The following is an 8199-nucleotide window of genomic DNA, read 5'->3' on the forward strand; positions in this document are numbered from 1 at the left end:
CCCCGGACAAGAAAACGCCCCGCCAGGGCGCACACCACAATCACCGCCGCATTAACCACCGGTCCTAACATAAAACCCTCTCGTTTTTCCTCATATTTTCGGGTAGTATAATCGGATATGGCGCGTCAGGCAAAGGGTGGGGCGGTGCGGGACCAGTCAAGCGCCCTGACAATGGCGAAGATTCTGCTGAATCCGGCGTTGCGGGGACCGGCCCTTAGATGCATAGCATCAATTTTCGGCAACTTCTTTTTTCTCCAGTACAAGGCAGTCTTGTTTCCGGGGCGCATTCCCGTCGCCTCGGTGGATCACCCCCTGGACGCGAAGATCCCCTTTATTCCCCGCTGGGTCGACATATACCTTGACTTTGTCGCCTTCTGGATTCGCATCCTGGGCTTTCTCCTCAGCCGCTATGGCCGCCGCGCCCTGGCTCCCGTAAAGGAGTAAGCCGCGGATATAGGTTTTGAGTTTGGAGCGGGGTTTCATACCGGAGGCGATCATACGGACGTCGCCGAAGAAGGATACCGCTCCGATTCGTCCGGTTTGGGAGCTTTTTTACAATTTTATCTTGGCGTTCCAATAGGCGTAACGGAAAATGTTATCGTTAAACCTAAACTATCGCTTGCCTTTAGTCCCGTTAGCGTAGAGGTAATAGGCGGCGAGGATGTTAGTTATGTCGATACGATCGTTATTCCGGGCGTAGCGGGCGAATACTATATAGACGGCTACAAAGACGATCCTTCCGTTTTTATCGGAGCGGAGCTTGGCGTTGTTAGCGCTTCGGGCGGCGACGACGAATATCGCTTATACGGATACGGTTATGAACTTGAGGGCGACGGCGTAAGTTTCGGTATCTATGGAGGTTACGCTTTTGGCGGCGGCGGTAAATTCTCGATCGGTTATCGCAGCGCGCCCGTAGAGGTTACCTACTATAGAGGCAACAAAAAAGAGTCCAAAGACTTCGGCGGTCTTTCATTCCTGTTTAGCTACGCGTTTTTCGTAGAGTAGCTAGATCGCGGCGGTAAGCGGGCGGTTGGCGGGAAAATAGGCGAAAGGAGTTCAGATGAAAAGAATAGTTTGCATAGTCGCCCTTAGCGTTATCGCATTGGGCTTTAGCGGATGCGCTACGGTATTAACGGGAACCAAACAAAACGTTACCTTGCAGACATACGATTCCAAGCCCGCGAAAGCAATCGTGTCAGGCGTAGGACAAGTTACTCTGCCTAGTTCCGTATCGGTAAAGAAAGGAAGCGGATCGGTGCAAATATCGGTGCTTGAAGATCAATGCACAAACGCAAGCGCGTTTGCCAACTCCGCAAGGTTTAACCCAATAACGCTAATAAGCATAGTGTCGTGGGATCTTGGCACTACAGACTTTTTAACGGGAGCGGCTTGGCAGTATGACGACAACATTATTGTCCCTGTTAGTAGAAAGTCCAATTGCAATAGTTAGTATTGCTTAGGGTTTTCTTTCTTGCTTTTGTCGTTTTGATCCGCGCTTTTGCGGATCAAAATGGCGCTAACTTGACGCATAACGAGGGTTTGCTTTCAAGTAAAGGGATTTTGGCGTGGAAGGCTTTGCTTCACTATAAAGGCGAGGCGAGCGTAATCGGCGCTAAAAGCCCTTTTTTTATATCTCCAAAAGGATATAGCGATCCGATCGCCGAATTAAACCTTACGATCGAAGCGTTTAAGAGCGATCCAGATACGCAATGCAAATATCCCGCCCGTTTAGATTTCTTGCTTAATAATAAAATGGTCGATAAAAGCGATCTGCCGGCGGCAAATTGCGACGATTATCAAGAGTATCTACGAAAAGTCCCATTCGATCGCGTCTATCTTGTTTTCGCCGCCGAAGATCATAACGCCGCCGAATCTCAAATGGGACATACGATCCTAAAGATCGCTGGCGAAGATCAAAACGGCGTTACGAGAGAACATAGTTTTAGCTTTATGGCGCTTTTAGGAGAAAGCGGCAACTTTACGCGCTATATAAGAGCGATAGGTAGCGGAACGGAAGGCTCTTACGTTTTAGCGCCCTACTCAACCATAGTAGAAACCTATACGCAAAAAGAGAACAGATCGCTTTGGGAGTTTGAGCTAGTTTTATCAGAGGAAGCCAAAGATCGCCTAAGAAAACATCTATGGGAGTTAAAAGAAACTCCGATCAACTATCAATTTGTTACGCATAACTGCAATACGGCGATAGAGGCGATCTTAACCGCCGCAGACCAAAGTTTCATCGATAACGAGCGCCTTCTTTTCGCAACGCCGATCGAATATTTGCAACTATTAGAAAAGCGCGGGCTGATCAAGAGCGTATCCGTTTTGCCAAGCGCGATCGATAAAGCCTATTTTGCGCAAAACAAAGCGTTCTATCCGCTTGAGGCTCCAAGCGCGAGTAGAGTATCGATAGAGGGTTTTGACGGAGGCGTTAGGATTGGCGTTATGCCAAACTACCGCGATATTCGATCGGTTTCAAACGCCTCGCTAGTCGAGTTTGAAAATAAACTGATCGAGGTTATAGCGCGTTACGAAAACGACGAAATAAAAGCGGAAAATATAAACCTAATCGTTATGAAAACGATCTCCAATTTTAGCGTCGGAGGATCGAGCAAGATATTTAGGTTGGGTTTTGAGGAAAACGCGCAAAATAGGCTCTCTCCTTTTTTTGAGTGGGGGCGCGGTATTGGTCTTTCCTTGTTTGACGGCGCGGTAATCTATGTTATGCCAAGCGCCGGCTTCGCCTACGGCAAAAAGGCGAACGCTTTCGCGACAATCGAAACGGGGACGATTATTAGAGTTGGGGAAAGAGCAAAGTTTCTTGCGGACTATACATACTTTTGGGATTTGGACGAGGATTATCGAAGGTTTAACGGCGGATTAAACGCGCGTATTATTTATGCGCCTTCGCGAGAATACGATATAGGTTTGTCTTATTCAAAATGGTTTGATACGAGAGATAACGCGGATTATATTCGCGACTATGATCGCGATCGGATAGCGCTTAGCGTTAGCCTCTATTTTTGAAGCAAAGAGGCGAGCAATCTTGGTCGCGTTATAACAAGAAAGCGTTCCACTCTTTTTGCTTCGCCTCGTCGTAAAAACGCGAAGGGGTAATTAGCCGCGCCGCGATCAGACGATCTTTATATCTGTTTTCCACCTCAAGCCATCTTTTTTCTATATTGCGCGCGCCGCCGAAACTTTTTCGCGTCAAGCATATCTTTTTCAGTTCGGGCGCGCCGTCGATCGCGCTAAATATATCGCGCCATTTTGTTACATGGCAATCAATGATTTTATCCTCAAAACCGCTTAAATAATCTAAACCGATCTCCTCTATCAGATCGATAAAATCTATCTTATGTCTGGCGCAAAAATCCAGTTTCGCGCTTTTATCGGCGTTTTTTAGCGAACCCTCGCCAAACGCCGACGGCAAAATCCGCCACAGATGATTTTGCGCCCGCCCGTAAAAGAAGTCGGCGCTATTATTCGCGACGTCGGGATTAAAGGTCCCGATTATCAGCGTTTGCGTCCGCGCCGACACGCGTAGATCGTAAAACTTATGACGAATTGGCATAGCGCCTCCCAATTTTCAAACTATAGTGGTTATACTCCCAAAAACCTTTGAAAGTCAAACGTGAGCTGTTCGCTAAGCATAAAAAATCTCGCGCTTTGGCGCGGCGAAACCTTGTTGTGCGAGTCAATCGATCTAAGTCTCGCGCATAAAGAGAAGATCGCCGTGATCGGACACAACGGAAGCGGCAAAACCACGTTGCTAGAGACAATCGCCGGTCTTTGCCCGCTTAAACGCGGCGAGATCAAGGTTTTTGACCAAGACGCGATCGATCTAAAAAATATAGGCTATCTCTTGCAAGATAGCGACGATCATTTTCTAGCGCCGATCGTCGAGGACGACGTCGCGTTTTCGCTTCTTGCGCGAGGGAGCGATCGCAAAGGCGCCGCCGAAAAAACCGCCGAGATTTTATCTCTGCTTGGCATAGAGCGTCTGGCAAAAAAAATCGTCTATCATCTAAGCGGCGGAGAGAAAAAACTTGTCGCGCTCGCGGGCGTTTTGATAGCCGAACCCAAGTTGCTACTTCTGGACGAGCCGACGAGCGCGCTTGATTACGTCGCGCAGTTAAACGTAGTCGAGATACTGAAAAATCTGGATATTAGCATGATAATCGTTTCGCACGATCGGGAGTTTTTGGAGTCGATCGCGCATAGATTTTACGCGCTAACGCCGCGCGAATTAAAGCCAATTGACGACTACAAAGCGTTTATCACCCATAGCCACGACGGATTGCCGCCGCATATTCATTCGCGAGCGCAAATATAGCCGCCAAATTGACTGCGCCAACGCATACGCTTTTCAAAAACCGCGTTTATCCGTAGTTGAGACGCGCTTTATCATACACTTACGCATAAGCGGACAATTGACTATCGGAGCTTTTATTCTCCGCAGGATCGTTCGCGCCGTTTTGCTCTAACAGATCAAGAATATTCTGGTATATTGGCAAAAAGCGTTGCTCCCGCGACGGATCAAAGGCTGACGCTTTCAACATAGCCTCAATCGTTCGGCTGACGCAGGCTTTGAATTCGTCGGGGTCGTTGTATTTTTGTAGATATTTGTCCGAATTTGAAAAAACTTCATTATACGCTTTCACAAAATACGCGTGCGCGTATGCTTCCGACTTGCCCGCGCAAGCGGCGCGCGTCGTCTCCTGCGCTATATCTGTTATCGCGTCGGCATAGATCGACATAATCGCGCCTCCTTGCTCTTTGACGCTTCCCCTCGGAAAGACGATCGATAGAGTTCGTTATTGTCCCTTGAAGTCCTTTAGTTAGCGACAGAAAAGGTCGTCGGCATTAGTTTAGATTGATTAACGGCGCTAAGAAAAGCATACGGATAGAGATTGAAACAGACCCGACCATCATACTTATCTAATTCGGTTTTAGAATACAAGCAATAATTGCTCCTAGACGATCAATAATTTAATGAATAGTTTGATTAAGATTAAAGACCATTTTGGCGGCGCGGGTTTGCAAACAAAAACTCTGTTATATTTCCGACAGAGCTTAAATGCGCCGCCGAGAAAAGCCGTTTTGCCCTTTAGCGCCGCCGCCTTAGAAACGGCGAGGGCGTAAATTAAATCTAGCTAAAATGCGTCCATATCAACGTTAAGGATCACAATGAAATCGCTGCTTACGGTTTTATTCTCGCTGGCGACGCTAAACGCGGTTGGCGGCGCGGTCAAAGCAAGCGCGGCGGACTCCTTCAAAGAAGTCGAATTAAAGGTCAGAAAGATCACGCTGTTTTCAAGCGGCGTCGGGTTTTACGAACTTGGCGGCGAGATTAACGGCGCGAGCAAGATCGTTCTGCCGTTTGATCTAGCGCAGATGAACGACGCGCTAAAGTCGCTGACGGTTTATGATTCGGCGAGCGTCTCGCCGTTTGTCAATTATCCAAGCGAGGAGACGATCAAGCGCACGCTTGAAAGCCTGCGGATTAACCTCGCTAACGAGCCTAGCGTGGAAGGCATTCTTTCTAGTCTCAAGGGCGAGATTGTCGAGATTGTCGCCTCAAAGAAAATCAGGGGCAAGATTGTCGGCGTTCAGACGAGACAAAACGCTAAAGACGGCGCGAGTTTCACGGAAAGCGTCGTTACGCTTTTTAGCGACGGCGAGCTTAAACAGATCGCCGTAAAAGAGATCGAAAGCTATCGTTTTGTCAATCACAAAATCAACGAAGAGTTTGAAAAGGCGTTGCTGTTTTTGGCAAACGCCAACGACGGTAGCAGGCGAACGCTCAATCTTTATCTTGACGGCGCAAAAAAACGCGAGGCGCTAGTTAGTTTCGTGATCGCCGCGCCCGTTTGGAAGGCGAACTACCGCCTCGATCTAAGCGGCAAAAAGCCGTTTTTGCAAGGCTGGGCGATTATCGACAACGCGAGCGACGTCGATTGGGAGAACGTTACGCTCTCGCTCGCGGTCGGTCGTCCGGTCAGCTTTACGCAACCTTACTACGCGCCGTTTTATACGAGCCGCCCCCAACTGCCGCTATCGATCGCGGGCTTTGCGAGCGCGAATACCTACGAAGGCGGCGTCGCGCCGGTCGCGGACATAGAAGATGAATACGATTCCTTACGAGAGCGGCGGATAGCCTACCCCTCCGCCGCCCCCGTTTCGAGGTCTCTCGCATACGAGGAGCGCAACCAAGAGCCGATGAAAAATTACGCGACCGCGACCGCGCAAGCCGTAGGAGAACAGGTCGTCTATACGCTAAAAAATAAAATTTCGCTCGCAAGACGGCAAAGCGCCATGGCGCCGCTTACGCAGGGCGAAATCGAAGCCAAAAAGATTCTGATCTATAACGCCGCCAAAGGGCGCCATCCCGCGCTTGGAATCGAACTGATCAACACGCTGGATTCAAAGCTGCCGGCGGGCGCGATCACCATTTACGACGAGGGCGTTTATGCGGGCGACGCGCTGCTAGAGTTCCTTCCGCTGAACGAGAAGCGGCTGATCAACTACGGCGACGATCTAAGCGTGCGCGGGATTATCAACCAAAGGACCGCGGATACGATCGATAGCGTAAAAATATCCAAAGGCGTAATCACGATCGCCACAAAACGCCTATATACCGGCGAATACGTCTTCAAAAACAGCGCGGGGACTGAGAAAACGCTGGTTGTTGAACATCCGATCACGCGCGAAGCCAAGCTGATCTCGCCTAGCAAATACGGCGAAAAAACCGAATCGCTATATCGCTTTAACGTTAATCTGCCCGCCGACAAAGAGACGATTTTCGCGGTTAAAGAGGAGCGCGTCTTTAGCTCCGCCGCCGTTATTACGGGGCAGCCGTTTAGCTCGCTGATCGCTTACAGCTCTAACGCCTCGTATCCCGCTAAAGTCCGCGACGCGCTGAAAAAAGCCGAACCGCTCTTTGCCGAGTTGGAGCGGCAAACAACGCGCTTGCGCGAGGCGAATACGAACCTTGAGCGCAAGATTAAGGATCAAGATCGCATACGATCAAATCTGGAAGCCGTGGGAGCGGAGAGCGCGCAGGGTAAAAGCTATACGACGCGGCTTGTCGATCTAGACAAGGAGATTGCCGAAATCAACGAGGAGATCGACGCGGCGACAAAGGATCGCGACAGAGCGCAAAAAGCCTACGACGACTATATAGCAAATCTTGACGTATAATCGGCGTTAAAAACGTTCCGTTGGCGGATTGGGTTTATAACCCCCGCCGCGCGATCCGCGCTTTTCCGCGATAAAACCGATAACCTCGGCGCGTAACGCGAAAAAGGCGTTAATTGCGCGTCGAGCGTTCTCCTTCTAAAACGCGCGACGCTTGCTTTCGCGCGCTCTTAAATCGCCCGTTTAGGGTCGTTTAATAATTATTCAAAGCGCGATCATTATAAGCGTCGTTTGGGCTGATTTTAAGCGCTTGAATATAATCGGCGATCGTTTTAGAATAATCGCTTAGATTTTTACAAGTAGTTTAGCGATTAGCGCGTTTTGAATCGATCCCAATCGCGTAGGTTTAATCGGCGATCGCTTTAGCGCGGTCGCTCAAATTATCGTAAGAAAGTCCGCGATTATTATAAAACTCGGCGTTGTTTGAGTTTTCTTAAATAGCGATCGAATAGCGTTAAATCGCCTCTTGGTAATTTTCTTTTTTACGCTCGGTTATGCCGCAAACGCAAAATCGATCGCGCAAAATAAGAATAGCGTAGCTTTTGCTATCGATCTCGTCGTTTCGTATAGATCAAAATCTGGCGTAGTATCGCAATAAAACCAAAACGCTCCCGCTTTGGCGCTTGCGCTATTCTCGCTAATCCTTTCGCAAAAACGACAAGAGGCGAAAATTCACCGCCGATCCGTTTGATCGCGATTGACTTGCGCTACTTCGCGCTGTGCGCGCTAAAATCGCGGATAATTTAATAAGCTGGCGGGCGTTGTTTTGCGATGGCGATCAAACTTTAGTCTGCGCGGCTAAACTGGAGAGTAAGCCGATCGGATTATCCGATCGACGCGTTATCGCCGCGCATACCAAAGCCGCCAAAATACGTTTCCGAAACATCGCGATCGGTTTTTGAAAACGCCAAAACCGCCGCGCCTATAAAGCGCGGCGGTTGTTTAACGCCCTAAAATATAACGGGCGGCGGCGTTCAAACCTCTATGGCGTTAGCTAAA

The 8199-nt window shown here is 49.1% G+C and carries 8 protein-coding genes; 6 read left to right on the forward strand and 2 right to left on the reverse strand.

Annotated elements, in window-relative coordinates:
* Nucleotides 1–171: 171 nt before the first annotated feature.
* The 4 genes from LBF86_04305 (at nt 172) to LBF86_04320 (ending at nt 3027) form a co-directional block, all read left to right on the forward strand.
* Nucleotides 172–444: a hypothetical protein gene (locus tag LBF86_04305; GenBank protein ID MDR0664728.1), complete on the forward strand. Its 273-nt coding sequence runs from the start codon at nt 172–174 to the stop codon at nt 442–444.
* Nucleotides 445–540: 96 nt separating this feature from the next.
* A complete protein-coding gene (locus tag LBF86_04310; GenBank protein ID MDR0664729.1) occupies nt 541–1005 on the forward strand; it encodes a hypothetical protein in 465 nt (154 codons plus the stop codon).
* A 55-nt stretch (nt 1006–1060) separates the two neighbouring features.
* Nucleotides 1061–1450 (forward strand): hypothetical protein, encoded by a 390-nt coding sequence (locus LBF86_04315; GenBank protein MDR0664730.1) that lies wholly within the window; start codon nt 1061–1063, stop codon nt 1448–1450.
* Nucleotides 1451–1521: 71 nt separating this feature from the next.
* Nucleotides 1522–3027, forward strand: a complete 1506-nt coding sequence (locus LBF86_04320) for a DUF4105 domain-containing protein (GenBank protein MDR0664731.1) — start codon at nt 1522–1524, stop codon at nt 3025–3027.
* Nucleotides 3028–3055: 28 nt separating this feature from the next.
* On the opposite strand, the gene LBF86_04325 is transcribed toward LBF86_04320, so the two are convergent.
* On the reverse strand, nt 3056–3574 hold the full coding sequence (locus tag LBF86_04325) for a hypothetical protein (GenBank protein MDR0664732.1): 519 nt from the start codon (nt 3572–3574) through the stop codon (nt 3056–3058).
* Between the two features lie 60 nt (nt 3575–3634).
* Here LBF86_04325 and LBF86_04330 point away from each other — a divergent pair, with 60 nt between their 5' ends.
* A complete protein-coding gene (locus LBF86_04330; GenBank protein MDR0664733.1) occupies nt 3635–4336 on the forward strand; it encodes an energy-coupling factor ABC transporter ATP-binding protein in 702 nt (233 codons plus the stop codon).
* A 79-nt stretch (nt 4337–4415) separates the two neighbouring features.
* Here the strand turns inward: LBF86_04330 and LBF86_04335 are convergent, their stop codons facing one another.
* On the reverse strand, nt 4416–4760 hold the full coding sequence (locus LBF86_04335) for a hypothetical protein (protein ID MDR0664734.1): 345 nt from the start codon (nt 4758–4760) through the stop codon (nt 4416–4418).
* A gap of 430 nt (nt 4761–5190) precedes the next feature.
* Here LBF86_04335 and LBF86_04340 point away from each other — a divergent pair, with 430 nt between their 5' ends.
* Nucleotides 5191–7203, forward strand: coding sequence for a hypothetical protein (locus LBF86_04340; GenBank protein ID MDR0664735.1), 2013 nt, complete (start codon nt 5191–5193; stop codon nt 7201–7203).
* Nucleotides 7204–8199 lie beyond the last annotated feature (996 nt).

It is taken from the genome of Helicobacteraceae bacterium, assembly GCA_031258155.1.
GTDB lineage: Bacteria > Campylobacterota > Campylobacteria > Campylobacterales > SZUA-545 > JAIRNH01.

Coding starts and splice junctions, on each gene's coding strand:
- LBF86_04340 (MDR0664735.1), top strand. CDS start 5,191: ATGAAATCGCTGCTTACGGTTTTATTCTCGCTGGCGACGCTAAACGCG.
- LBF86_04325 (MDR0664732.1), bottom strand. CDS start 3,574: ATGCCAATTCGTCATAAGTTTTACGATCTACGCGTGTCGGCGCGGACG.
- LBF86_04315 (MDR0664730.1), top strand. CDS start 1,061: ATGAAAAGAATAGTTTGCATAGTCGCCCTTAGCGTTATCGCATTGGGC.
- LBF86_04335 (MDR0664734.1), bottom strand. CDS start 4,760: ATGTCGATCTATGCCGACGCGATAACAGATATAGCGCAGGAGACGACG.
- LBF86_04305 (MDR0664728.1), top strand. CDS start 172: ATGGCGAAGATTCTGCTGAATCCGGCGTTGCGGGGACCGGCCCTTAGA.